Source organism: Turicibacter sp. T129, assembly GCF_025594975.1.
GTDB classification, from domain to species: domain Bacteria; phylum Bacillota_I; class Bacilli_A; order MOL361; family Turicibacteraceae; genus Turicibacter; species Turicibacter bilis.
The window spans coordinates 43,295-66,142 of the sequence record NZ_JAMQUU010000033.1; the positions used below are offsets into that span (position 1 = coordinate 43,295).

Sequence of the window (22,848 nt, forward strand, 5' to 3'; positions counted from 1 at the left end):
CTATTTCTTTACACAGAATAAAATCCCCTTAAATTATACCCTAAAGTTATTCCTCTTGAAACTGCTTCAATAAAATATATGCTAAAAAATTTGTTTTATTGAATACTTAGACTGGCTCGTGGAAAAATAGAAATATAACCTTAACAAACTGAGGTGAAAACATGTTTCGACAACACAAAATTTTATGCGAAAATAAAGAAACAGTCATCTATCTTTTTCTTTATGATCAACAAATTGATTTAGATACGATGAAAAATATCTTCTCTCAAATTTCAAATATGACCCTTGAATCACGAATTATTGACTACTTCAACCAACATAATATTAAATGTCTTGGAAATCATGTGAGAATCGTCTATCAGTCAACCATTGTTAAAGATTTATTCATCAATCAACATCGTAAGCCAAGATCTTACGCCACAAATGTAGTAAGTCTTTATCGATAAACGAACATATCTTCCATTTAGAAGTGATAATCGAGCGATTATCACTTTTTATTAAAGGCTTTAGCCTGTTGAGCTCGCGAAGCGTGCGAAACATAAAACCACCTGCTATGCGGGTGGGAAATAAGGGTTATACCACTAAAAAATCACCTTTCTTCCTATAATAGAGTTGTTCAGGCTACTATTTTAGAAGAGAAAGGTGATTTTTATGGCCAATAAGGCAAATAGTTTATCTCACACAAAGTGGATGTGTAAGTATCACATTGTGTTTACTCCTAAGTATAGACGAAAAATAATTTATAATCAATATAAAACCAGTATAAGAGATATATTAAAACAATTATGTGCCTACAAAGGAGTAGAAATAATAGAAGGACATCTGATGCCAGATCATGTCCATATGTTAGTAAGTATCCCACCAAAAATGAGTGTCTCAAGTTTCATGGGATATTTGAAGGGGAAAAGTGCATTGATGATTTTTGATAAACATGCAAATTTAAAATATAAATTTGGAAATAGACACTTTTGGGCCGAAGGATATTACGTAAGTACAGTTGGATTAAATGAAGCAACGATTAAGAAATATAGACAGGAACAAGAAAGCCATGATATAGCCATGGATAAATTAAGTGTAAAAGAATATGAAGACCCTTTTAAAGGGTAGCTAGCCATACGAAAACTCCTTTAGGAGTAAGCAAAAGCGGCAAAGGCAAGTAGCTTGAACAAAGTGAAAGCTAGCGCCTTGAGACGCTAGCCGGTAACAAGGGCTTATAGCCCTAGTGAAAACCACCCGTTTGACGGGTGGTTTTTATTTTCAACTCCAGTAAGCGTTTTACTTCGTCTTAAGGAACAAAAACTGTAAAGGTATTTCCTTCACAGTTTTATTTTTTACTATTCTTTTTTTCTTCATCTGATGTCATAGATAAATCATTAAATATCAATTCTGACCCAAATTCATTTCCATATTCAAATGGAGTTAATAAATTTCCAAACATGCAGCGATTTATCTCATTTTGCCAAGCGTGAGAAAAAGCACTCGGATAATCCTGATTACTTTGAACAGAACGATTTTTTTTCATGTCGATGACTCCTTTTATAACAAAATAGTTGTCAAAATCACTAAGATTAAGATAATGATTAAGTAAATTAAGACAGCTCTTGCAAAATTACGCTTGTTAACATTAATCTTTCGACTAAAGCTCAAGTAAAGAAAGGCAATTAAATTGATGACTGGAATCATTCCAAGTAAGATAAGAAAAAGCCATTCTTCTATTTTAACCACTGCTTGCAATGACTCCTTCTCTTGTCGAGGTTCCACGATTTTTATATCCTCCATCATAAAAGATATTTATATTTTTTGAATAAAACATTTTTTTATACCTATTTATGTATTTTTCTGACAAAAAAAGACTGTTTTGAAAATCAAAACAGTCTTTTTTTTATGCCTTCATTGGCTCTTTAATAATTACTTCAACTTGTTCACAAATTTCATTCGTCGACAATGATTCATATGCTTCGTATGGAATTGGATCATGAATTTCCATATTAATTACTGTACGACGTGGCCAACGTTTAGATACTTCATAACTATTATAAATGGTTACTGGCACAATATCCGCCTTTGCTTTTTGAGCTAATTTAAAACTTCCTGCTTTAAAACTACCAACTTCAGCCTGAACCATACGTGTCCCTTCAGGGAAAATAACCATTAAATGTCCTTCCTTAACACTTTTCGCCGCTGCAGAAATGACTCTAACTGATTGTCTAACATCTGTACGATCCATGAATTGACATTGAATTAAACGCATTGAATCACTTAATAAGAAAATATTATCTAACTCTTTTTTCGCGACATAGCCATGTGGTTTTTTAATCGCTTTTAACATTGCGACAATATCTATATTACTTTGGTGATTTGCATAAATAACTCCATGCTTAACTTGGTCTAACTTTTCTAATCCTTTAGCATTCACTTTTACATTAAATAGTACTGGAATCGCCCATGAAACAACCCAACTAATAAATGAAAAACGCTCCTGTGCAGAATATTTTTCATCTTTTAATTGTTGAACACGAGCGTTCACACATAAAACAACAATAATAGCTAACACAATAATAACTAATAAAATTCCTAATACAATCCATAAAAATTTTAACAACTTAACTCATCCTTTCATAAACAGCAAATCGTAATTCACCACTTAAGTACTCTTTCATACACACCCATTCGTTCCAATCAATCGTTGGAAAATAGGTATCTCCTTCAAATACTTGATCAATATGTGTGATATATAAGCGATCAGCATAAGGTAATATCTGTTCATAAACCGAACGTCCCCCAATGATAAATAACTCTTTTTCTTTTGGATAATTCTGTATTATCGTTTTCCAATTCGCAAGTACCGTTACCTCTTCATAATCATAGTTCGTTGTAGTTGTTAAAACATAATGATGTCGATTTGGTAACGGCTTATTTTGATACGATAAAATGGATTCAAACGTTTGACGTCCCATCAGGATATCATGCCCCATCGTTGTTTGCTTAAAATAAGCAAGGTCTTCTTTATAATGCCAAGGCAATCGATTTTTTGACCCAATCAATTGATGACGGTCAAAGGCAACAATCAATGAAATCATAATGTTCTTTCCTCACTCATTCAATCTTATTGACTTCTACGTTCCGAACAGTATAAACGATGCACACTTAATGAACCTATTTGTAAGATTTTTCAATAACTCCATAGAAGAAATGACGTTTTTGATTTTGACGATCTATTTGAAAACCAAGCTTCCCTAGCTGATGATTCCCATAACTCGATTTAACAACGACACGCTCTTTAGCTACCCTTAATGCCTCTTGAACATGTTCTTCCGTCATCACATCATATGATACAATTGGCTTAATTATTTTAATACCATGTGAACTTTCTACTGATTGATTAAACATAAAATCAAAGTAAACAACATCCACTGACTCATCTGGACATTGTTTTAAATAATCCAAATTATCAGTATTAATAATGGATACTTGATCAATTATTGCTTTCCACTCCAGCTTTTCATTAGTGGCATAATACTGTAATCCTTCCCTTACTAAAACAGATAGAGGGAAGCTTTTCTCAAGTGAGATCACTTTCCCAGTAGGTCCAACAATATAATTTGCAACTAATGTATCAGAAGCTAATCCCAACGTGCAATCTAAAAAAGTCATTCCTTCTTTAAGCTGACAAGCCGTCATTAAACTATCCGATTGCCCATTCTTAATTTGCTTAATTCGATGCATCGCCATATTCGGATGAAAGAAGACTTCCTCTTGTCCCTGTTCATAATAACTTAGTCCACGTTGGTTATTCACAACAAAAATATGAGGATCGACATGCTCAAGTAGATATTTAACGGTTTTTTTATTTCGTGCCATATATGGAACTTGCAAAGATTCAGACAACTCTTTCGCCTTTATAATCAATTCTTCTGTTTCATCAAATGCTGTTGTAATAATCATCATGTCACCGCTTTTCATTAAACTCTATCTTAATATTTTGACAGATAATGCTTTGAAGTTCAAGCCGTTTTAAATAACTTCTTTTTATGTTTTTCAAACTAACTTACTTTTATAAAAAAAGCCGCTACTACATTAGTAACGACTTTTTTAGCTTCATTTAATTTACATAGCTATTTCTTCAATTTGTACTTCCTGATTCTCTAATTCGCTTCTTTGATCACCAGTTCGAGTCTGGATAAATGATACTTTTTCTGCAACCACCTCTACTGCACGTAATGATTTATGATTAGGAATTTCATATGTTTTATGAACCAAACGTCCTTTAACACCGATGATAGCACCTTTACCACAATATTCAACGACGCTCTTAGCAATCCCTTCCCATATAGTTTATATAAAAGTATAAAAAGCAGATTACTTAAGTTATGTAAAATAAGAATAAAAAAACAACAGATAGCCTTCTAGCATCTGTTGTTTTTTTATTATTCTAAGTTATCAATAGCGTGCTGTGCTTCTTCAGCTGTGAATTTTTCACCGTATTCCGAAATTAGTTGATCATAAATCGCACTAGGAGACATCGCCATCATTTCTTGATAGTCTTTTGCTTTTTCCAACGCGTTGGCTTTATAATCAACATCTAAGTTATCAATCGCATATTGAGCGGCTTCAGCTGAAAACTTCTCTCCATACTCAGATGTTAATTGATCATATAACGTTGCTTTAGACATATGCATCATATCGCTATATGTTTTTGCTTTTCTTAACGCCGACTTATATTCTGTGGGAATGTCAGCTACTTCTTTTTCAGGCTCTTTCTCTTCTGCTGGTTGTTGTTCTGTAGAAATTGAACCTTCACTATCTTCTGTCTCAACTTTCGCAACTGGTGTACTCTCCTCAGTCGTCCCTGATTCTTCTTGAGTTTGATTGCTACCTTCTGTCTCAGGAGTTTCTTCTTCGCCTGCTCCTGCGACTCCAGCGATTACAATAATAGCAATGACCCAAACCCACCATTTTTTTAAAATAGATTTCTTCTTTTTCTCTTTCATCATCAATACCTCCTGAAAAAATATCCTCCAAAATTATACAATATATACATTTTTATTCAAGTATTTTCAAGAAAATACTGTATATTTTTTCATAAAACAAAACAACAAATGACGAGCAAAACAGCTCATTCTATCCTCGCTGTCCGTTGTTTTTTATTTGGCTTCAAAAATATATAACTTCTATCCTTTTATTCAATAACATCTCCAACTCTCGAACATCATTCGACAACTACTCCCCTACTCTCGATTCAATCAATGCAGAAAAGCCCCTCCCCTAGTTTATTTCATAAGCTTATCTGGAGTAGGGGAGGGGATTCATGTCGTATTACACTGATAGCATTTAAAATTACTTCACCTCGAAGGGTATAACTTATATCCTTTTTATTTCTTCACTCTTATTATGAATAATATTTTCGGTTTTATACATTGAATAAGTCATTTATTTTATCAGAATAGTCCGCTACTTCGTCTGGTTCAGTTTGAGAACTACCTTTAATTGAAAAATCATATTCATCCATAACTGATTTTAAAGCCCGCTTAATTTGTTCTAGTTCCATAAGCTCGTATTCCGCTCTCTCCGCTTCTATCTCTAGACGATCTCTACGAATCAATTCAGCTATGTAATTACTTCTTTTCGGTTTTTTCATTAAATGTTCATATTCTTTCTCATACTTTTTACCGAAAGAAATCATAACCTTATCTGCCACCAAATAACGCCTCCCCTAATACGCCAAATCCTTTTACATTATCCCATATCGCATCGTCGGAAATTGTCGCATTAGGTAATAAAACTTCAATAATTGACTTGAAATAGTTAGAGCCACCTCCAACAACTTTGATTTCCATATCATCTAAGTTCCAGTTACGAGCTCTACACTCTCTTATAACTTTATTTAGATGTAATTTTGTTACTCTTTCAATCTCTGCTTTTATTTCTTCTTTCTTTTCATGCTTAGAGCCATGCTCAATAAGTTCTTGAATCTGATAATCTTGATAATTCAACTTAAACTTACTATTAATGGCCTTTTTGATAGTATTTAAATAAAAATATCCTCCTTCATTAAGAGTGAAGCAAGTCTCTCTTAATGGTAAACCATTTTTATAGACTGCCCCTTGGAAATTAGCACCACCACAATCTAAAACTCCAACAGTACGATTTTGATAATCTTTGTGTCGTGCAACATGACCAATACTTTCTGGAACTGCTATAACTTTATTGATTTTGAAATCCATTGGGGTATCAACCGCTCTCTCTATCATCGACATTTGACTTTTACTCGCTATAAACTGCTCATACTTCATTCTTCTTTCTCTATCTAACCAGTGTTCAATTGGCATCCCGACAACTAAATTGACTTTATCTCCTTTATCAACCAACTTAGAAATAGCTAAGTTAACGAGAATTTTAGTTTCGATTTTGTGTTTCTCAAAATCAAAATCAAACGGAATTGAGTCATCACCAATAACGTACTCCTGATTAAAAAACTTAACTTTATATCCTGAATCAGTAGCAACATTTTCGATTTTATCAATCAATGATTTTGTATAAAACTTTTCTCCTTCACATTCTGCTTTCACTGCAAATTTCCCTGGATCAACCTTAACTAATTTAATTTTACTCATTTTCAACATCCTCTCATTTGTTTTTTGCTTCACACTAAATTTATATAAGTTATTGCCATTTATTAGAACCGCTTTTCCGAAAATTATATAAGTTCTATAACTTTTTTCTTTTAACACTTAATTTTGACACGTTTTTCACTTTCGAAGAGTTAATATAACACTGTAACACGCACACAACACACTGGGGGGATTTAAATGAATGTAGTTGAAATTTTAGAACTATTAGGGTGGGAAGTATTGCGTTCTAATAATCGAGATTTACTTTATTCAATAAGATACTCAGAGGCTCGCATGAAGAGAGAATGTATTGAATCAAATAAAACAATTAGAGCGAAATTAACAGCCTGCCATTTTGAGAAAGGAAATCTATACGTCTTATTTGAGGATGCTAAAACAAATGAGTTCGTAGACAACTACTGGCACAATAACATGGAGGAACACGAATTATATTTAAATGCTGAAGAAGATGCAGATGATGATGATGAGGATGATTTCGAGGAAGAAGAGAATGTTGAATGGATCCCCAAGAGATTCTCTTTATTTAGACGCTAGGAGGAATTGAAATGACAATATATGAAGTGATTAGTAATTATGATGGTATCGAGTTTTGTGGGTTGTTAATAGGCATGGTATCAATGACCTTTACAAAACATGAAGTACGACGCTCTAATGTTGAAGCTTCGACTATCATTGGAAATGTTAATATTCGCGATAAATTGAAGTTTGAATTCAACAAAGAGACAGGCGATTGGATTCACTTTAAAGATTGCAACAATTTAGGTTATCAGTTATCAATAAAAAAAGCAGCTAAGTAGCGTAATGCCACCTAGCTGCTTTTTTTTATGATCCAAGTATTCTTAATGCAGTCTCTACTGAATCATGTGCACCTTTGATGCGATTCAGTTCCAACACAGCATATTCGATTTCCCCCATACTCTTTCCTTCGTTGTTAAGTCTCTCAATTAATTCAGTCGGAGACTCCATTCTTCGTCCTAAACCACGTTGTGCTTGTAACAAATGCTCTCTAATCTCCCTCACAGCATCCTCCTTCTATTTACGGCCCCTTACTTTAATATCCTCATATAAAAGTAATCGTCATTATTAGTTTATCATACACACTACATTTTTCACCACATTTAATGGTAAATTTTATGTTTATAGTACATCACTACCGATGGAGTACATTCATATCTAAAATGAATAGAAAAAAAGATAGCAAGTGGACTTAATCACCTGCTACCTTTCTTTAATAGAATAGTTGACCATTTAAAACTCGATGCATTAAGTCATTAGAAATTAAGAGATTATATATAAAACCTGTCCTATAAATAAATTGGATAGTTATTATCATCCCCAGTATCATTATAAAATTAAATACGAATAATAACGGGAATCTCATAAATCCATCTCTGAAGACATAATACTTTCGATTTACAAAGCGACGCATATTTTTCCAAATCGTTCGAAAATAAACCTGATACTTTTGTTTGTCTGTTACATTCTCATTGTGATGTCCAAATTTCTCCACTACATAAGCAGGAGATTCATATCTAATATCCCTATCCTTAATATCAATTGCTACACCAATATTTCTATCTGATATTTTAGCAACACTGTATATTAACATAAAGCAGACATTAAAGAGAATCATTCCAAATAAAAAGGTCATTAAAACAACTTGTAAGACACTAGCCACTTCTATAGAAGAAAGTGCATTCCCGTAAATAGATATTCCTCCAAAGGTAGCAATGATAAAAGCGGCAAAAATTCCTAATATAGTTGTTACTCCACTGTTTATACGGCTTTCAATATCTCTTGAATAACCATCTATCTTAGTAGTTTGTTCCTTTAAAAACTTATCAAATTCTTTTAATTTTTCTTCGAATTTATTATACGACTTATTAGATTCTACTAACGCGCTTTCAAATCTTATAATTTCTAATTCTACATAATCTTGAATTTTCAAGATAAATCTTTTGAAATCTTTCCAACTCATACTCTCTTGAGAAACAATACCATCATATTTTTCAATACACATTTGGAAATAATCATCATCAACTAGCATTTCTAATCTAAATTTTATATAAGCAAAAATTTGTGCTGATTCCTCTTCCTTTTTAAATTCGTGTAATGACTTCAATACTTCAGAATAAGTTACTCTTTGATACTTATGATAGTAAGTTAACATATTTGAGAATATTATCTTTAAATCCTCTACCCCTGCTAAACCGCTCAGAATTACATGCATTAAACTATATTTATCTTCAGAATATCCCATATAATAAACTCCTTAAATTCCTCTGATGTTTTCTGGATGTATCGTGTAGAAATCCAACATACTTTCTTGAGTAATAATTTCATTTTGTTGTGTATCTAACCAAGGATCTTCTGAATGCGTCTTATTTACTAATTCAAAAGGCGTTACGTTAATATAAGTTTCCAATATACTATCTAATTTATCTATATCTTCATCTTCGAAACTATGTTCAGGGTTAAACTCTAATTGATCAAAATTAATTCGTCCAGTATTGTTATTATACTGTATTGTTTCAATAAATCTCTGTTCATCATTTATTGGATGATTACCATAGCATTTATATTCCTGATAGACTTCTCTTACAACAGGTCCAAGCCTCCAATTTACAATGTCATTAGCAAAACAAGGTCGATTAAGCTCAACTAAAAATCCTGCTTGGACATAGTAAAGAATCTTTTGTAATTTTAAATTAGTTATTGGCTGACCTACTCCTATGTAATAATTAATTATATATCGAGCAATATCCAAAACATCATATAATTCATTCATCTTAACAACCTCCTTCTCCTCAAAGATATTAACACTATCTCTGTCATATAAATTGTCATAATTATCATTTATCTTTTCTATTGTCAAGATGTAATTTAATATCCTTAGTTTCATTTTATCACCTCTCACTCAAAAAAACATCATTTTCTGTCGAAAAACGCACATTTCTTCCAATTTATATTAAGTGTTCCTTAATATTTCATAAAAATCATTAATTAAATATATTCAAAGCTATATTCATTATTGTCAAAAGTATATTCTTTTACCCAATAAAAAAGAGGTAGAAACGGAATTAACCGAATCTACCTCTTTTGGCAATGAACATCGATATTTGATTTTTTTATTATTGTATTTAGGCTTTTGCCTATATGTTTATTATAACAGATTATTTACGCTTTACATATTTAGAGTTAAGACTAATATATCCAGCACCCGATTTTAACTTACCTAAGCCATTTTCTTCTCCGATAATTGTAAATACTTCACCTTTTTTAACAGTTCCAACAACTTTAGAGTTGAAATCTGCTTGTTGTCTAATATTTAACTCATCACAGATAATTTCGACTAGGAATGAGTTATCTGAACTTGATTGAGTTGTAGATTCGACCTTATCAACATCATAATCCCATACCCATGACACAATGTCAGATAACAATAACTTATTTCCATCAACTTTAGTTACTTCATATGCCGAACCTTTAACAAATGAAGCCATAGATTGGCCTGTTGCGTAGTGAGTTGCTGTCGCCTTAACTTTCACTTTATCTCCAACAGAAATGCTAGACGATTGAGTGGATTGCACTGGTTTATTTAATTCATTTAAATAATCTTTAATCATATTCACGAATGATGCCCAGCCTTTGTCTAACGTGCGATGAGGACAATATTTATTGCTAAAGTCTTGATGTTTCTTGACTTTATCTGCGCCCCATCCACGTTCTTTTAGTAATTGAGCGATAAATTTAGCAGCATTCTTTTCGGCGTTCTCAAAACGAGCTCCACCACTTTTTGAGTAGCAAATCTCAATTTGAATACCTTTGCGATTGCCTTTTCCATTAGCGTCGTCACCACAAGCCCACGCATTACGATCTAGAGGTAAACCTTGAACGATTTCTTTATCATCTACGGCAAAGTGAAATGACACTTGATTGTTGTTACTAATCATATACTTAACTTCATTTTGAGCTGACGCGTCATTTGCTGTGTTATGAACGACGATAAACTCTGGTGTCATAGAATAAGGGCATTTAACGCTATATTTACTTTGAGATACTAGGTTTTTAACGATATTCATATTATTTCTCCTCCATGTTAATAAAATTTTTAAACAATTGATGTAATCCTGTTGAACTTAATCCACTGAATAAACCTGCTAAAACAATATTCGCATCAATTCCTTGAGCGATCCAAACATTTAAAACTAATCCTAAGACCGCCATAATCAGAGGGATGAATCTATTAGGAACTCCAGGAATGCTAGTCTTGATTACATACCCAACGCAGACACAAATTCCTACAATTACAGGGATACAAAATTCGCTTAAATAATTTAAATCCATTACTTATCATCTCCGTTCGTTAAATCTTTTTCTTTTTTTACTGCTATGACACTTTCTTTAACTAATTTAACCTCTTCTACTAGCTCATCTTTGTAAAACACTAAACCAGCGATCAAGAAGCCATATGCTGCGGAATCAATCATCATATAACCTAATACCAAACCGATTGTGAGTAGAAATAAAGCGACATACTGTTTTTTTATTGGAGGTTCCCATTTTTTTAAAAACAATCCAGCGACGATAAGGATACCTGTTAACATTAAGAAATTGGATAATTCCAAATACACGGTGTTCCACCCCCTTTCAATATAAAAGGCCACTCAATGAGTGACCTTAATGTGTTAATCGTTGACGATATGAATGTTTGATATTCTCCATTGATTGCTCAGCATAACGAAGTGTCATATCTGGACTAGAATGACCTAACAGTGTCTGAATAGTTGTTAGATCCATTCCACTCTGTAAAGATAACGTTGCAAATGAATGCCTAAATTTATGAGGATATAACCCTTCATCTAAGTCTGTGCGCTCATAGATTTTTGTGATAATTAATCCTAACGCTCTACGTTTCAACCGTTGATGCGGTTTTCTTTCCGACACAAACAATGCCGGATTATCATCGGTTCTTGTCATCAGATAATATTCAAGGTAGAGTGCAGCTTTTTCGGTAAAGCATACGGTCCGTTGCTTGTCTCCCTTACCAATTACATCAATGGTGAAATCGGAATAATTCAAATCATCTTGATTTAGTGCTGCTAATTCACTGATACGACAACCAGTAGCAAATAATAACTCGACTAGCGCTCGTTCTCGTGGCGTTACACAAGCGATACGCACTTTCTCTAACTCAACTATAGTCAATCCCTTTCGTAACCTCTTAGGGACAGGAAATAGCTTTAAACGCTCTGATGGGTCCCTTGAAATATACCCTTCATGTTTTAACCATGCAAAAAAGCTTTTTAATTGAGAGATAATCGTATTCTTAGTCGTATTCTTCTTGTCAGTCATATTTGCTATATAGGAGCGTAAATCAGCGATTGTAATGTCGCTAACTCTACGATGAGGATATGCGGTTGCAAATTTAGTGACTGCACGTTCATAATTTTCTAACGTGCCATCCGATATGCCATCAAACCTTTTACCTTCAAGATACCATTCGAGATGTTGGAGTATATCACTATCGCAATCTTCCCTTACTATCTCCTTGATCTCGAAGTTATACATGAGTTTTGATAACTCAACCGCAAATTCTTCATCACCGTACTTTGACTTTGCCTTTAATATTTCTTCAAATAATCTCCTATTTTCATGATTCATGAACATCAACCTTTCTATTTGGTGTCCATTCATGATAGTTAGGAGATTATTTTTTTATCAAAAAAAGTGTCAAAATTGACGCTTCAGTCTAATACCAGTCTAAATAAGTCGGCTGTTAGTTCCTCATTTACGCCTCATTTAAATGTGAGCCTCACTATCACATCACCGACTGTATTACGCTAGCAATTACTTTGTTTCTGATTTTAAAATCAATAAATATTAATATATGGAGGTGTTATCCCGCTGTATGTTTCTCTTTCGTTTTCCAGAATAATACCACTAACTGGTTGACAATAACCATCTACCCACACCATTAATTCACCACAGTTATTGTTATCACGAAACTTGATTAATTCATCGATAAACTGATTCAATGTAACTTCGTTATTGAAACTCGTTTTGATATCCATTCGAGACACACCTTTCTCTTATTATTCCAATTTTATTACATAAATGATACCATAATCTTGCAGGAGGTGAGAAAATGGAAGAATTTATAAAACAGATCAGAATCGCTTTAGATAACAGATTATATTATTTAGCATTGCAATCATGTTTATCCTTACCTGATATTTGTGCTTCTTTAGATTCAGAAGATGGTAGAACAACTGGTGCAAAATATGCTAAATGGTATGATGAAAATGTAAATGGAACTTCATATTTATCTGGTAAGGATTGTTACATGTTCCGATGTTCAGCTCTACATCAAGGACATACTCAAAATAAAAATTCTAGATTCTCTAGAATAATTTTCGTTGAACCGAATCCAAGCTTTTTCATGCACAATAACATTATAAATGGAGCTCTTAATATTGATATTAATGTTTTTTGTAATTCAATACTAGAAGCTGTCGAAAAATGGATTCCTGAACAACACAATAACGATCTATTCTTAAAAAATTACGAGTTATTAATTCGTAGATATCCAAATGGACTCCCTCCATTTATTGTAGGAATTCCTGTAATAAGCTAAATTAAATCCCCAAAATATTTTGGGGATTTTTTTATTTTTATCTACTACCCAATTGTTCCTATATTACAAATTACCTTCACTTATCCACTCACTACCATTATATACCCATGCTTTAGGATAACCAACGGCATAAGTTGAATTAATAATTCTGTCACCTTTTTTCCATTCTCCTGCTGTTGGAGTTGTTACCGCAGAAATAGTAACGGTTCCATCATTATTTATTTCATATTTTTCTGCCTCAAGATAATCCGTTTCAACATCAGACGGATTTATATTAACCCATTTAGCGCCATTTAAAAGGTAGCCGTTGTCGTGTAAATAATCACCTCTCGGACCAATATTTACAACTTTATCATAAGAATGCGAGGTTGTTCCGCGATATACTTTTATGTTTGAGTTCATTCTTCCGTTTAGACCAATAAGAGGACAAGGACCGCCATTTGTGATAGTTTGACTCACTTCACCACTTTTCTTTGTTTGTCCGATTTTTCTTTTTTCGTCATAGACTAAAATCGCGTTATAATAATAAGTTCCAGACATTGTTTTCCATTTAACGTTTCCATCCGTATAAAACGAACCTAAAATATTATAATTTGGGTTACCTCTGTCAGTTGGCATAATTGAAGAGATGCATCTACCGTTTACTATTGTTGATTCAATGGAATTACATAAACTATTGTCATTAAATTCATCATTTTCGTGGATTGTAACACCAATAGCATTTAAAAAAGTAACGTCGGAAGGTGGTAATATATTTTTAAAACAATTTTTTATGTGTAAAACAACATCCCACTCTAACTTAAGTTCATTAAATTTAGCATTAATAAAATCATATTGTAATCTATCGAAGTAGTGGAAATAACAATTTTCTATTGCCATTGTTGATCCGGAGTTGAAAGTCATTGGAAATGAACCATCTTGTGGACACCACATGAAAACTTCTTTAACACTTCCTCTTGTTCCATTAAATGTTAACGTCCCATATTCCATGTGTAAATTTGACACATCAACTAAACTTTTACCCATCTCAATATGTCCATTTACAATTCCCTCTACACGACAAGTATTATGACCGTTACCTACTTTTAACACATTATAGTTAGAGGCATCAACTGGAGTGAAGTGAATGTTTTTAACAACCCTTGCATCACCCATGTGTCCTGTGTCAATAGCAAAGTCATTGCCCCATTTGCCCCAGATGTTAATATCCTCAATCGTGATAAAGTCAATGTAAGCCTCTTTTGTCACTTCAACTACTTTATTTACCCCCCAACAGTAAATATTTAAGACATGGCAATTTTCTGCAACAAAGATTCCGTTGAAATAAGTATCTTCAAGGTTTCTGTAGTGTTGGATATTAAAGTTCTTTATTTCATTCCCCATAATAAATGTATCTAGGATGTTATTGTCATTAGCCGTGTGGTCGTATCTAAAGGCAAAACGTGATTCACCTCTAAAATTATCATCCATCATAATAAAGCATCCATTACCATCAATTACATTTGTTCGATAAAAAACAATCGTATCTGAGATTTTATATTTTTTATTAGCGCCAAACAATAATTTTTGACCCGCTTGACAATTATCAGAGGCTCGTTGAATTGCCTCAGTGTCATCTGTTACACCGTCTCCAACCGCTCCAAACTGTTCGGGGGTAATAAACGCTTGTGTTTTAGAATTAAAAATCGTTAAATCATTATTAACCCGAGACAATTGTGCATTAGTTTGAGCTTGAATTTCATCCGATTTATCTAGACGATCATTTAATGTATTATGAGTTCCACGAGCCATTTTAACTTCCATATTTGCATTGTCGTGATTAACCGATGCATCATCATAGACTTGTTTAATCGCGTCATGAATAGCACCACGAACATCCTTGCCATATACGGCTGTTTTAATTTTATTCAAATAATTTGTAATATTGGCCATTTTCTCACTCTCCTTATAGTTGCAATCCAGTAATATGGACATTAACTCCATCACCACTGCCCTTAATTGCTTTAGTCATTATAGGCCCTTCAAACTTAGTTACGTCGCTTCCTAATTCAAAATTAAAAGCAACTCCGTCAAATGACAGGGTTGCTTTTGTTATTGTTGGATTTGTTGATTGAAGTACGATTGTTTTAACTACAGCCCCTGAAGTGTTGCTATATAGCGTTTGTTCAGATTCAGTCAATGTAGTAGCTTTAATAATTTTATATTCTTCCATCTTTATACTCCTAACGTCAGTCGTTTATTTAAACGGTCAATATTATTTCCGTTTGTAGTAACTTTCTCGCTAATAGTTGATGTCGTTTCTTTCAAATGACTTACTTCTTGCATTGTTTGTAACATTTGGTTACTTAAGTCTATTAATGCTTGATTATGGGTTAAAACGACTGCATTTGTTGTATTAAGGTTGTCTCCTATCTGGGTAACAGATGCAACAGTATTTTGTAGCTCTGTATTCACCTCTCCTACAATCGTTACAGTGGATGAGATATTACCTCTTAAAACTTCGACAGACTTAGCCGACTTTAACATACCAAGTTGATAATCTTTAATATCTTCGAATTTATCACCGATTGTTAAGCTAGATTGTTCTGGGCTCTCGATTACAATTGTCTTCTCAATGACACGCAACTCTTCGTTAATATTCATTAATGGATTAATAACTGGATAATAGTTACCTACTTCATAACTATCAATATCTAGATTAATTAAGGATAGATCAACGGCATCTATCTTATGTTTTTTTAAAATTCGATTATTAGCTATTTGATACTCTTTAGCTTTTCTCATCAAAATATCCGGATAATTAACATCATCCCATGTCACAGATTTAGCCACTAATCCAAATGTTTCAATAGCTTCTACGTCATCTATGTAATCAACACCGTCATTTACACTAGCTATAGTTATCCGTTCATCTGAATCCTCAATTTTAGCTCCTAATGGAATAATTCGAGGCACTACTTGTGTAGGGTCTTTCTCTTGTTCTATCGTCAATAGATTTTTTGCTAATCGAATTTCTGTTGATGTATGCACTCCTGTTTCTAATAAATAATCGAGGTATCTTACGCCATTTTCATAGCGAATGCTTAGTTCGCCACCTAGACGTTCAATCAACTTATCTTTAATTGCGTTTAATGATTCTTCATAACCTAAGTAACGATACAAAGTACCAGTAATCTCAACCTTCCCTACAGTAAAGTGCTTATCTTCGCTAACTTGAGCGTTATGATTTTCGATAATAATCTGTAGGAAGTCTCTGACACTGATATCATGATACTCTCCATATTTCGTAACTGAATCCATCAAGTATCCCAATTCCGACTCACAGACTACGTTCGTTAGAAGCAACCCATTAGAGTCCATCTTCGGTTTTGTCATCAATACTCTCCCGATAAACTCTAATTTATTAGTTTTTTCATTGAAAACTCGAACTTTTGTCTTTAGTTGTTGCAATTGTGAATAGGCGGTGTTATTAGGATAAATAGCAAAACTAAAACTATCAATCACATTAATCCCCTTCTTAATAGTTCCAGTAATACGTTGGGCATTGTTGTTCGTAGAGGGTACATTTAAATAGATATCACCTTCGCCATTATTTGCTGTTACAAGATACATTTAAAGCACCTCTTTTCTAAATTCAAAACGTATATCTCCGTTGCCTTTGATTTTCAATTCATTATTCCCTTTTTGCAATTTAAAACGATAATCTTTTACGACTCCTGCTTTAAATATATACGTGTTTCCATCTAAAGTGACTTCCATTTTATTTGAACAAACGACAGTTGGAGTAATGGCGATAGAGCTCACGTTATAAAGTGAAATTTCATCCACACCGTTTATTTTAAAATTAACCGGTTGCGCATAATCTTCCTCGAAAGAAAAGTCATCCCAGATATCATGTCCCTCATTATGAATACCGTACATGAACGGATGACAATCAAAGGTGACGCTTAATTTCCCATAATTTTTCCTTGATGAAAACTCACAAGAGATACACTTGCCATAAAAATATAGGCCAGGATATAGATCGTCGTAAATTGTTCCCGCAGGAGCTGACATAAAAGCATTTATTAATTTCCTTTTTTTCAGATTCAAGTTAACTCGACTATCTGCCACAATATTAAAGATATATGTTAATTCTCTATTTTCATAGCAATCTTCACCATATAATTCACTAAAGTCATATTCCCCATTCATAAACGGAATATCTTGTTTTATAACCTTTTTTTTGGCGATATCAATATCTCTTGAATAAATAGAGATGCCAAAATCTTTTTGTGTATGAAATCCATTATAACTAATCCCACTCACTATACACTCACTCCTCGTTGTGCTAATTTCAAGCGTTGACCGGCATAAAGATCATCATACTCTGCGGTACTTTCCGAAATCACTTTCCCATCTAAAACAGATTGAACGACAATCACAATCGGTTGCTTAGATGCCTTTTCAGACGTTAGGCTATAACTTTCGAGCGATTGGTTGATGATAGTTGCTACGTTACGATACATTTCATCTAACGGAACAATAGCTTCAGCATTTACTCCTGTACCTTTATATTTATCACCTACGCCGATTCCACCTGGTAAAATGGTGCGGTTTTTAAAGATGGCTCCAGTATGGTACCAATCGACACTGAACTTTGGTATTGATGGCGGATTTAATGAGAATTTCCCACTAATAGAGAAGTGTGGCATTTTGATTTTTGGCAAACTCCACTCAAAGTTCATGAATTTTTTTAAACTTTCAATCCCGTTATTAAATATTGATTTAATTGAACTCCATAAACCAGAAACTTTTTCTCTGAACCAATCACATTTATTCCATAACGTGACGAATGCAGCAGTTAGTCCTCCTAAAGCAATCACAACAAGTGCAATTGGATTAGCTGACATAACAAGATTTAACGCACCTTGTGCAACCGCCATTCCGTTAGTTGCAACAGTCGTTGCTAATGTTGCTGCTTTACTTGCTACCATCTGAGCCGTATTTATTCCAAATTGAACTGCCTGTTTGCCTAAATTTAAGGTTGAAGTCCCAACCGTTTTAGCAAATGAACCTAAATTCTTTACTCCATCAATAACTTGTGGTGAAAGTTCCTTTATTTTTGTAATCGTATCACCTACGCCTAAATAAAGATCTTTAAATCCTCGTACCGTATTAGCAACTCCTTTCGTTAAGTTACCAATAACGATAAGTCCTGGACCGATTGCAGCGACTAATAATCCAATTTGAATTACATTTTGCTTTTGGTCTGAATCTAAATTTCTAAACCACGTAGATGCTTCTTTAATTCCAGATGTAAGTTCTTGAATAATTGGAGTAGCTCCTATCATCAACTCATTCCCAAAATCCATTGCTGCATTTTTAGAAGCATTCACCGCTTCTCTGAATTGTTGATTTTGTGTATCGCTTACTGTTTGAAATGCTGAATCTGTTGAGCCTAATGAATTATTCATAGACTCTAAAAGGGCATTGAATTCCGCCCCTTCACCTCTAACCAATGTCATAGCTGCACGTCCAGCTTCAGCGCTACCAAACATGTCACTGAGTGATTTTCCATTCTTCGACGCAATCCCACTTAATGTATTCAATACATCTCCGAGTGTTTTCCCTTCTCCCATCAACTCAGCAAACGTCTTACCCGTATGCTCTTTTAACGCATTTGAAGTAATCGTTCCACTTTTAGTTAATTCTCCCAACATACTATTCATGTATGTGGTCGATTCAGCCGTAGCAATCCCGTTTTTAGTCATCAAGGCATATCCAGCACCTAATTGTTCAATACTTAAATTTGCACTGTTCGCAGTCGGAATGATTTTACCGATATTTGCTGATAACTCACCAACGGTCGTCTTACCTTCATTTTGGACATTTACCAAGACATCAGATACTCTTGCGGCATCTTCTGCTTCTAATCCATAAGCATTGAGTGTTGTCGTTAAAACATCAAGGGCTGCGCCTGCTTCAGCAAACCCTGCTTTTGCTAACTTACTTGATTCAGCAACAAAGGCTACTGCATCTCCCGTTGATTGACCAGCCGATATCGCATTATAGACATTCTCAGCAATCTCTCCTGCAGCAATTCCAGTTTCATCCGATAAATCAATAATAGATTTTTTGAGATCATCATATCCTACTTCTGTTTCATCAGCAATCGTCATGACTTTTGCCATTGATTCTTCAAAATCAGCTGCCATTTTGTAAGAAGCAACACCACCAGCAAGTATTCCCCCACTTAGAACAGATAATTTCTTTCCTACCGATTCTAATTTCGTGCCAACATTATCAAGTGAGCTTGATAACTTATCAAATTTAGCTGCCGTAATCTCTTTATTGATTTCTTTAAGCGCATGCGTATTATTTAATATTCCTGCTTCAGTATCTATCATGCGGTTGCGAAGATTTTGTAACTGATTTGACTTAGATTTTATCGCATCTTCATTTCGTGCGTACTGTTCTTTTAACTTAGCGAGTTCATCTTTTAAAGCTTTAGATTGTTCGCTATTCTTTCCTGTTTGCTCACAAGATTCTTTGTATTTTTTCGTTGTTTCATCAATCTTCATCGATAATTCAGATTGTTTTTTCTTTTGGTCAACGATTTCCGTACTTACACCTTGTGCACGTTGCTTTAAAAGTTGCAATTGGTTAGATTGTAATTCTATTTTCTTAGTTAATTCTTGCGCTTTAGCCTTTAATTGATCCGTTTGCGTCCCGAACATTTTAGCTTGGGCCGTAGCGAGATTGAATTCACTTTTTATCGTTCTTAAACCGGAATTAATTTCTTTAATACCAGCGTTGAATTGAGTGTTATTAATTCCGACGCTAAGGTTAGCTCCTGCCATTATTTCACCTCCTCAGCTTCGATTGGGATACTTACATTTTCCTCACGCCCATCTAAATCGAAAATGACATAATCAATAAATTGTGCTAAATCTAAGTTACAACAATCTACGAAACTACACCTAGAGTGATTAATTGCATGACGATATAAAAAATGAAGGATTTGTTTTTGTTCTTGCCAGTAAGATGTTTTTTCTTCAGCAATCTCATATCCTTCATCATTATCAAAATCATCAAATAAAGATTTTTCGCAAGGATCAGTAGTTGACCCTTGCGTTTCTATTTTTTTGCTAATACCTCTAAACGTGAGTTAATATTCTTTTCGATTTCAACTTGAACTCCCATGAATTGAACAATTAATTCATCAATACTTAACTGCTCATATAAATCTGTAGCTGTAAATTGATTATTGTAATATTCAACTAAGAATTCACGCATGATCGCCATATCGTCCTTATTCCAACCACGCTTTTCTTCTTCTTGTGTTTTTGTGATGTAATCCATTTTTTCGCAATAGCTATCATACACGCTTCCGACAATGCGCTTGCTTTGATAAGTTGTATTATTTAAGATTAATTCCATGACGTTACCTCCTAATCTTCTAATGGTTCTTGAACTTGGCTAAACCATGAATCGATGGCTTGTTTAGCTTCATTTTCACTTCCTAACAATTCACTTTCATGAACGCGAACACGGAAGTTTCCGTCCTTTTTACGTGCATAGAACGTTCCTTTAACTGTTTTTGTTTTAGGATTCGGCTTCTCACCTTTTGATTCATAATCTTGCTCATCATCTCCATCAAACTTACCACAATACAACCAATGGAACTGATATTTCCCATTCGTTTCTTTTGCACGAAATCCTAAAGCAATCTCTACTGGACGATCATCTTGATTATCAATTAACATGCCTTTTACTAATCGACACCCATAAATATCGGCAATACGTTGCATTGTCAGTTTATTTCCAACAAATTCAACATCAATTGAATCTAAATCGCTTAAAATTTCTTCAATCTCATCATCAGAAGTAATCTTTTCTGACGACCTTTTAACAGTAACTTTTCCGCTAACTGCTTTAAATAACTTAACTGGTTCATCTGTTTGATATGTTGTATCGGTATTCTCAATAACTTTAGCAATTGTTACATCACGTAACCCGACTAATCGACCCATTTTTATACCTCCATATAGTAATTAAAACGCATAGCTTTATGATAGATTTTAGTTTCTGTCTCAAACAAATCAGCACTATCATCAAATCCAAAACCTTGCGCTCTCATTGATTTAATAATTTGTTTTTTAATTTTTTTATCATCATCTGTCGTGGACCATACATCCACTTGAATGTTATAAGCAAGTGATTCCATTTCATCATCTGAATCCATTTCAGGGGACTCTTGAATGATGAAGTACGTCACATGTGTTGACTGCATATTCTCGTCATACCAGCCATATCTAACCGGACATTCAATCGAAGATAGGGTTTGATAGACTAAATCTTCAATATCAATATCTTCAATCATTGGATCACCCTCTTCAATAAATTTTCATACTCTTCCATTCCAGTTGACTTTAATTCCGCATTAATTTCTTTCGATATTGTATGGAAGATTGGAACAGGTGGACGTTTCGACGTACCCCATTCATTGAATTTAGTATAAAAATAAGGGCTATTATCGCCCTTATCCCAACCAACAACAATGTATCGTCGTTCACCTTTTTTCCTCATTCCTGACATCGGAACTTCATCAGCTGAATGTTTGAAAGTTCTAGAACCTTTACGCCCTGATTGATTGACGTTTTTACTACGTGGAAGACGTTTAGATAACTTTTGCTTTGAACTATTTGCACACGCCTTTAATACTTTTCGATTAACTTTATCTAACTCTTTTTGAGTCGCTTGTTCTGAGCACTCACGAATTAAATCGTCAAGCCCACCAAATTCCATTGTAATCGACATTAATCCACCCGCTTTGCTTTAATTGTTGCTACGAATTTATCATTTTTCAGATAATCAACTTGATAGATATTAAACATCATGTCATTAAATTCTAAAGCAAACTCTTTTTCTTTAAATCTCATGGCTTCAATGAGCTTACAATAGCGTACTTCGAACACTGCGGTACTATTAAATTTAATGTTAATGGCGTTGTATAGTTCAGATCCGTACAACTCGATAGGGTTGCTCAAACAGGAGTAATAATCCACCCACGTCACCACTTCACGTCCTGATACAATTTCAACGTTTCTTTTTTTTATCTTAATTCGTTGGTCAAATTTGCGTTGTAGACGTTTTTTTAGTGTCTTTTGATCTAGCATACTTTCTCACCGCCATATTCATCCTTAAAGCAATTAATTCACTTTTAAAATTCACTTCGAATAACTCCAATGCATTGGCGTCAGCGTAGCGACAACGCTCAAATAATAACTCTTTGACATCTTCATCCGTATCAAAATCGAAGTCATCACCACAAATTCTTCTGAAGTAACGTTCACTTGCATTGAGATGTAACAACAGGGTGATATCCCTGTCGTCATTCTCAATTCCAATATAATTTTTTAATTCAAATAACATCTAATCGCCTACTTTTTAGCGCGTGTTGAAGCTACTGCAACTTCAGCTGTTGCAACGGTTGAAGGTTGATTAAAGATATTCAAGTTAGGATTTAAGTTCGAGATATCGAATAATAAGAATGAATCGTTATCTTTTGGTTTCCCGTTTGCATATTGTTTTGTC

33 protein-coding genes are annotated in these 22,848 nt (G+C 33.9%); 5 read left to right on the forward strand and 28 right to left on the reverse strand.

Annotation, left to right across the window (positions count from 1 at the left end; translation table 11 throughout):
- The first annotated feature begins 161 nt into the window (after window positions 1–161).
- Complete coding sequence (locus NEH75_RS06890; protein ID WP_055242018.1) at window positions 162–446, forward strand: hypothetical protein; 285 nt, start codon at window positions 162–164, stop codon at window positions 444–446.
- A gap of 205 nt (window positions 447–651) precedes the next feature.
- Window positions 652–1,107: an IS200/IS605 family transposase gene (gene tnpA / locus NEH75_RS06895; protein WP_262941260.1), complete on the forward strand. Its 456-nt coding sequence runs from the start codon at window positions 652–654 to the stop codon at window positions 1,105–1,107.
- Between the two features lie 217 nt (window positions 1,108–1,324).
- On the opposite strand, the gene NEH75_RS06900 is transcribed toward tnpA, so the two are convergent.
- From NEH75_RS06900 to NEH75_RS06940, 9 genes are all read right to left on the reverse strand, one after another.
- Window positions 1,325–1,522, reverse strand: coding sequence for a hypothetical protein (locus tag NEH75_RS06900; RefSeq protein ID WP_055242016.1), 198 nt, complete (start codon window positions 1,520–1,522; stop codon window positions 1,325–1,327).
- A 14-nt stretch (window positions 1,523–1,536) separates the two neighbouring features.
- Entirely contained in the window at window positions 1,537–1,761 is a 225-nt protein-coding gene (locus tag NEH75_RS06905; RefSeq protein WP_055242015.1) for a hypothetical protein, read from the reverse strand.
- Window positions 1,762–1,882: 121 nt separating this feature from the next.
- On the reverse strand, window positions 1,883–2,602 hold the full coding sequence (locus NEH75_RS06910; RefSeq protein ID WP_055242013.1) for a lysophospholipid acyltransferase family protein: 720 nt from the start codon (window positions 2,600–2,602) through the stop codon (window positions 1,883–1,885).
- A 1-nt stretch (window position 2,603) separates the two neighbouring features.
- Complete coding sequence (locus NEH75_RS06915; RefSeq protein WP_055242010.1) at window positions 2,604–3,080, reverse strand: dihydrofolate reductase; 477 nt, start codon at window positions 3,078–3,080, stop codon at window positions 2,604–2,606.
- Window positions 3,081–3,156: 76 nt separating this feature from the next.
- Window positions 3,157–3,945: a class I SAM-dependent methyltransferase gene (locus NEH75_RS06920; RefSeq protein ID WP_055305466.1), complete on the reverse strand. Its 789-nt coding sequence runs from the start codon at window positions 3,943–3,945 to the stop codon at window positions 3,157–3,159.
- 162 nt (window positions 3,946–4,107) lie between these two features.
- Window positions 4,108–4,332, reverse strand: coding sequence for a hypothetical protein (locus tag NEH75_RS06925; RefSeq protein WP_317452421.1), 225 nt, complete (start codon window positions 4,330–4,332; stop codon window positions 4,108–4,110).
- Between the two features lie 95 nt (window positions 4,333–4,427).
- Complete coding sequence (locus tag NEH75_RS06930) at window positions 4,428–4,991, reverse strand: Ltp family lipoprotein (protein ID WP_262948656.1); 564 nt, start codon at window positions 4,989–4,991, stop codon at window positions 4,428–4,430.
- A 419-nt stretch (window positions 4,992–5,410) separates the two neighbouring features.
- Window positions 5,411–5,698 carry a hypothetical protein gene (locus tag NEH75_RS06935; RefSeq protein ID WP_262948657.1) on the reverse strand — a complete coding sequence of 96 codons (288 nt, stop codon included), beginning with the start codon at window positions 5,696–5,698 and terminating at the stop codon, window positions 5,411–5,413.
- Entirely contained in the window at window positions 5,688–6,614 is a 927-nt protein-coding gene (locus NEH75_RS06940; protein WP_262948659.1) for a ParM/StbA family protein, read from the reverse strand. The genes NEH75_RS06935 and NEH75_RS06940 overlap by 11 nt, the downstream gene beginning before the upstream one ends.
- 195 nt (window positions 6,615–6,809) lie before the next feature.
- On the opposite strand from NEH75_RS06940, the gene NEH75_RS06945 reads away from it, so the two are divergent.
- Both NEH75_RS06945 and NEH75_RS06950 read left to right on the forward strand, forming a co-directional pair.
- The gene (locus NEH75_RS06945) at window positions 6,810–7,166 is read left to right on the forward strand and encodes a hypothetical protein (RefSeq protein ID WP_262948660.1); all 357 of its coding nucleotides are present in this window, start codon (window positions 6,810–6,812) and stop codon (window positions 7,164–7,166) included.
- Between the two features lie 11 nt (window positions 7,167–7,177).
- The gene (locus NEH75_RS06950; protein WP_262948662.1) at window positions 7,178–7,429 is read left to right on the forward strand and encodes a hypothetical protein; all 252 of its coding nucleotides are present in this window, start codon (window positions 7,178–7,180) and stop codon (window positions 7,427–7,429) included.
- Between the two features lie 25 nt (window positions 7,430–7,454).
- On the opposite strand, the gene NEH75_RS06955 is transcribed toward NEH75_RS06950, so the two are convergent.
- From NEH75_RS06955 to NEH75_RS06995, 8 genes are all read right to left on the reverse strand, one after another.
- Window positions 7,455–7,652, reverse strand: a complete 198-nt coding sequence (locus NEH75_RS06955) for a hypothetical protein (protein ID WP_262948664.1) — start codon at window positions 7,650–7,652, stop codon at window positions 7,455–7,457.
- Window positions 7,653–7,860: 208 nt separating this feature from the next.
- Window positions 7,861–8,892: a hypothetical protein gene (locus tag NEH75_RS06960; RefSeq protein WP_262948666.1), complete on the reverse strand. Its 1,032-nt coding sequence runs from the start codon at window positions 8,890–8,892 to the stop codon at window positions 7,861–7,863.
- Window positions 8,893–8,904: 12 nt separating this feature from the next.
- Complete coding sequence (locus NEH75_RS06965; protein WP_262948667.1) at window positions 8,905–9,420, reverse strand: Panacea domain-containing protein; 516 nt, start codon at window positions 9,418–9,420, stop codon at window positions 8,905–8,907.
- Window positions 9,421–9,805: 385 nt separating this feature from the next.
- Entirely contained in the window at window positions 9,806–10,714 is a 909-nt protein-coding gene (locus tag NEH75_RS13570; RefSeq protein WP_317452420.1) for an N-acetylmuramoyl-L-alanine amidase, read from the reverse strand.
- Window position 10,715: 1 nt separating this feature from the next.
- A complete protein-coding gene (locus NEH75_RS06980) occupies window positions 10,716–10,979 on the reverse strand; it encodes a phage holin family protein (protein WP_262948669.1) in 264 nt (87 codons plus the stop codon).
- A complete protein-coding gene (locus tag NEH75_RS06985; protein WP_262948670.1) occupies window positions 10,979–11,266 on the reverse strand; it encodes a hypothetical protein in 288 nt (95 codons plus the stop codon). Before NEH75_RS06985 ends, NEH75_RS06980 begins: the two co-directional genes overlap by 1 nt.
- Before the next feature lie 46 nt (window positions 11,267–11,312).
- Complete coding sequence (locus tag NEH75_RS06990) at window positions 11,313–12,296, reverse strand: tyrosine-type recombinase/integrase (protein WP_262948671.1); 984 nt, start codon at window positions 12,294–12,296, stop codon at window positions 11,313–11,315.
- 209 nt (window positions 12,297–12,505) lie between these two features.
- Complete coding sequence (locus NEH75_RS06995; protein WP_262948672.1) at window positions 12,506–12,706, reverse strand: hypothetical protein; 201 nt, start codon at window positions 12,704–12,706, stop codon at window positions 12,506–12,508.
- A gap of 74 nt (window positions 12,707–12,780) precedes the next feature.
- Between NEH75_RS06995 and NEH75_RS07000 the strand changes: the two genes are divergently transcribed.
- Window positions 12,781–13,269 (forward strand): hypothetical protein, encoded by a 489-nt coding sequence (locus NEH75_RS07000; RefSeq protein ID WP_262948673.1) that lies wholly within the window; start codon window positions 12,781–12,783, stop codon window positions 13,267–13,269.
- A 63-nt stretch (window positions 13,270–13,332) separates the two neighbouring features.
- Here NEH75_RS07000 and NEH75_RS07005 read toward each other — a convergent pair whose 3' ends face one another.
- From NEH75_RS07005 to NEH75_RS07055, 11 genes are all read right to left on the reverse strand, one after another.
- Window positions 13,333–15,243, reverse strand: coding sequence for a glycosyl hydrolase family 28-related protein (locus NEH75_RS07005; protein ID WP_262948674.1), 1,911 nt, complete (start codon window positions 15,241–15,243; stop codon window positions 13,333–13,335).
- Window positions 15,215–15,481, reverse strand: a complete 267-nt coding sequence (locus NEH75_RS07010) for a hypothetical protein (RefSeq protein ID WP_262948676.1) — start codon at window positions 15,479–15,481, stop codon at window positions 15,215–15,217. Before NEH75_RS07010 ends, NEH75_RS07005 begins: the two co-directional genes overlap by 29 nt.
- A gap of 2 nt (window positions 15,482–15,483) precedes the next feature.
- Window positions 15,484–16,881 (reverse strand): phage tail protein, encoded by a 1,398-nt coding sequence (locus NEH75_RS07015; RefSeq protein ID WP_262948678.1) that lies wholly within the window; start codon window positions 16,879–16,881, stop codon window positions 15,484–15,486.
- The gene (locus NEH75_RS07020; protein WP_262948680.1) at window positions 16,882–17,577 is read right to left on the reverse strand and encodes a phage tail family protein; all 696 of its coding nucleotides are present in this window, start codon (window positions 17,575–17,577) and stop codon (window positions 16,882–16,884) included. It abuts the gene before it with no gap.
- Window positions 17,577–20,111 carry a phage tail tape measure protein gene (locus NEH75_RS07025; RefSeq protein ID WP_262948681.1) on the reverse strand — a complete coding sequence of 845 codons (2,535 nt, stop codon included), beginning with the start codon at window positions 20,109–20,111 and terminating at the stop codon, window positions 17,577–17,579. The genes NEH75_RS07020 and NEH75_RS07025 overlap by 1 nt, the downstream gene beginning before the upstream one ends.
- A gap of 277 nt (window positions 20,112–20,388) precedes the next feature.
- A complete protein-coding gene (gpG, locus tag NEH75_RS07030; protein ID WP_055304246.1) occupies window positions 20,389–20,691 on the reverse strand; it encodes a phage tail assembly chaperone G in 303 nt (100 codons plus the stop codon).
- An 11-nt stretch (window positions 20,692–20,702) separates the two neighbouring features.
- A complete protein-coding gene (locus tag NEH75_RS07035) occupies window positions 20,703–21,284 on the reverse strand; it encodes a major tail protein (RefSeq protein ID WP_195944305.1) in 582 nt (193 codons plus the stop codon).
- 2 nt (window positions 21,285–21,286) lie between these two features.
- Window positions 21,287–21,634, reverse strand: coding sequence for a hypothetical protein (locus NEH75_RS07040; RefSeq protein ID WP_055304250.1), 348 nt, complete (start codon window positions 21,632–21,634; stop codon window positions 21,287–21,289).
- On the reverse strand, window positions 21,631–22,071 hold the full coding sequence (locus NEH75_RS07045) for an HK97-gp10 family putative phage morphogenesis protein (RefSeq protein ID WP_262948684.1): 441 nt from the start codon (window positions 22,069–22,071) through the stop codon (window positions 21,631–21,633). Before NEH75_RS07045 ends, NEH75_RS07040 begins: the two co-directional genes overlap by 4 nt.
- Window positions 22,071–22,430: a phage head closure protein gene (locus NEH75_RS07050; RefSeq protein ID WP_262948685.1), complete on the reverse strand. Its 360-nt coding sequence runs from the start codon at window positions 22,428–22,430 to the stop codon at window positions 22,071–22,073. Before NEH75_RS07050 ends, NEH75_RS07045 begins: the two co-directional genes overlap by 1 nt.
- Entirely contained in the window at window positions 22,384–22,686 is a 303-nt protein-coding gene (locus NEH75_RS07055) for a hypothetical protein (RefSeq protein WP_262948686.1), read from the reverse strand. The genes NEH75_RS07050 and NEH75_RS07055 overlap by 47 nt, the downstream gene beginning before the upstream one ends.
- Window positions 22,687–22,848: the final 162 nt, after the last annotated feature.

What these genes read in the sequence shown, in the direction of transcription:
- NEH75_RS07045 (WP_262948684.1), bottom strand. Translation starts at nt 22,071, where the DNA reads ATGTCGATTACAATGGAATTTGGTGGGCTTGACGATTTAATTCGTGAG.
- NEH75_RS07000 (WP_262948673.1), top strand. Translation starts at nt 12,781, where the DNA reads ATGGAAGAATTTATAAAACAGATCAGAATCGCTTTAGATAACAGATTA.
- NEH75_RS07005 (WP_262948674.1), bottom strand. Translation starts at nt 15,243, where the DNA reads ATGTCCATATTACTGGATTGCAACTATAAGGAGAGTGAGAAAATGGCC.
- NEH75_RS07050 (WP_262948685.1), bottom strand. Translation starts at nt 22,430, where the DNA reads ATGCTAGATCAAAAGACACTAAAAAAACGTCTACAACGCAAATTTGAC.
- NEH75_RS13570 (WP_317452420.1), bottom strand. Translation starts at nt 10,714, where the DNA reads ATGAATATCGTTAAAAACCTAGTATCTCAAAGTAAATATAGCGTTAAA.
- NEH75_RS07010 (WP_262948676.1), bottom strand. Translation starts at nt 15,481, where the DNA reads ATGGAAGAATATAAAATTATTAAAGCTACTACATTGACTGAATCTGAA.
- NEH75_RS07025 (WP_262948681.1), bottom strand. Translation starts at nt 20,111, where the DNA reads ATGGCAGGAGCTAACCTTAGCGTCGGAATTAATAACACTCAATTCAAC.
- gpG (WP_055304246.1), bottom strand. Translation starts at nt 20,691, where the DNA reads ATGGAATTAATCTTAAATAATACAACTTATCAAAGCAAGCGCATTGTC.
- NEH75_RS06940 (WP_262948659.1), bottom strand. Translation starts at nt 6,614, where the DNA reads ATGAGTAAAATTAAATTAGTTAAGGTTGATCCAGGGAAATTTGCAGTG.
- NEH75_RS06960 (WP_262948666.1), bottom strand. Translation starts at nt 8,892, where the DNA reads ATGGGATATTCTGAAGATAAATATAGTTTAATGCATGTAATTCTGAGC.
- NEH75_RS06930 (WP_262948656.1), bottom strand. Translation starts at nt 4,991, where the DNA reads ATGAAAGAGAAAAAGAAGAAATCTATTTTAAAAAAATGGTGGGTTTGG.
- NEH75_RS06900 (WP_055242016.1), bottom strand. Translation starts at nt 1,522, where the DNA reads ATGAAAAAAAATCGTTCTGTTCAAAGTAATCAGGATTATCCGAGTGCT.
- NEH75_RS06950 (WP_262948662.1), top strand. Translation starts at nt 7,178, where the DNA reads ATGACAATATATGAAGTGATTAGTAATTATGATGGTATCGAGTTTTGT.
- NEH75_RS06980 (WP_262948669.1), bottom strand. Translation starts at nt 10,979, where the DNA reads ATGGATTTAAATTATTTAAGCGAATTTTGTATCCCTGTAATTGTAGGA.
- NEH75_RS06945 (WP_262948660.1), top strand. Translation starts at nt 6,810, where the DNA reads ATGAATGTAGTTGAAATTTTAGAACTATTAGGGTGGGAAGTATTGCGT.
- NEH75_RS06965 (WP_262948667.1), bottom strand. Translation starts at nt 9,420, where the DNA reads ATGAATGAATTATATGATGTTTTGGATATTGCTCGATATATAATTAAT.
- NEH75_RS07035 (WP_195944305.1), bottom strand. Translation starts at nt 21,284, where the DNA reads ATGGGTCGATTAGTCGGGTTACGTGATGTAACAATTGCTAAAGTTATT.
- NEH75_RS06995 (WP_262948672.1), bottom strand. Translation starts at nt 12,706, where the DNA reads ATGGATATCAAAACGAGTTTCAATAACGAAGTTACATTGAATCAGTTT.
- NEH75_RS07040 (WP_055304250.1), bottom strand. Translation starts at nt 21,634, where the DNA reads ATGATTGAAGATATTGATATTGAAGATTTAGTCTATCAAACCCTATCT.
- NEH75_RS06990 (WP_262948671.1), bottom strand. Translation starts at nt 12,296, where the DNA reads ATGAATCATGAAAATAGGAGATTATTTGAAGAAATATTAAAGGCAAAG.
- tnpA (WP_262941260.1), top strand. Translation starts at nt 652, where the DNA reads ATGGCCAATAAGGCAAATAGTTTATCTCACACAAAGTGGATGTGTAAG.
- NEH75_RS07015 (WP_262948678.1), bottom strand. Translation starts at nt 16,881, where the DNA reads ATGTATCTTGTAACAGCAAATAATGGCGAAGGTGATATCTATTTAAAT.
- NEH75_RS07055 (WP_262948686.1), bottom strand. Translation starts at nt 22,686, where the DNA reads ATGTTATTTGAATTAAAAAATTATATTGGAATTGAGAATGACGACAGG.
- NEH75_RS06890 (WP_055242018.1), top strand. Translation starts at nt 162, where the DNA reads ATGTTTCGACAACACAAAATTTTATGCGAAAATAAAGAAACAGTCATC.
- NEH75_RS06915 (WP_055242010.1), bottom strand. Translation starts at nt 3,080, where the DNA reads ATGATTTCATTGATTGTTGCCTTTGACCGTCATCAATTGATTGGGTCA.
- NEH75_RS06920 (WP_055305466.1), bottom strand. Translation starts at nt 3,945, where the DNA reads ATGATTATTACAACAGCATTTGATGAAACAGAAGAATTGATTATAAAG.